This window comes from Acinetobacter soli (assembly GCF_000760595.1).
GTDB lineage: Bacteria > Pseudomonadota > Gammaproteobacteria > Pseudomonadales > Moraxellaceae > Acinetobacter > Acinetobacter soli.
Genome location: NZ_BBNM01000031.1, coordinates 1 through 577, shown reverse-complemented (window position 1 = coordinate 577; position 577 = coordinate 1). Strand labels below are relative to the sequence as shown.

Below are 577 nucleotides of genomic sequence, written 5' to 3'. Positions count from 1 at the left end.
CGACAACCAAGTCGGGAGGTAAGGGCGGTAAAACTAAAACCAGTAATACCACGTATACATACAGTGCATCGTTAATGCTGGGTTTATGCGAAACCAAAATACGCGACATTGGCAATATCTGGCGAGATAAGGAGCAGATTGTTCCAAAAACTGAAGGCGGTGTACAGCTCAAGCCAATTGACCAGCTCGGTTTTGAACTCTTCGACGGTGACCAGAATCAGGTCTGGGGTTATCTGGCATCCATGCACCCTGATCAGGCAGTACATTACCCATTTTTGGGCTATATCGCGTGTGCAAATTACGACTTAGGTGGTAGTGCATCATTATCGAATCATAACTTTGAAGTAATTAGCGATATTACGTTTTCAGATACGATTCATGATGCCAATCCGGCCGATGTTGTTGAGGATCTAATTAATCACCCGCGCTATGGTGCTGCACCTAATTTGAATATGGCAGATCTCTCAGAGTTTCGACGTTACTGTACAGCAACCGGCTTATTTATCAGCCCTGCACTGACAGAACAGCGTGCCGCGCATGAAATCATTAATGAAGTTGTTGAGGCGGTAAATTGTGC

General features: G+C 45.1%; 1 pseudogene. It reads left to right on the top strand.

The annotated features are described in order from the left end of the window. Positions 1-577 (top strand): annotated as a pseudogene (locus tag Aso01_RS15820) (phage tail protein); the annotation flags it as partial.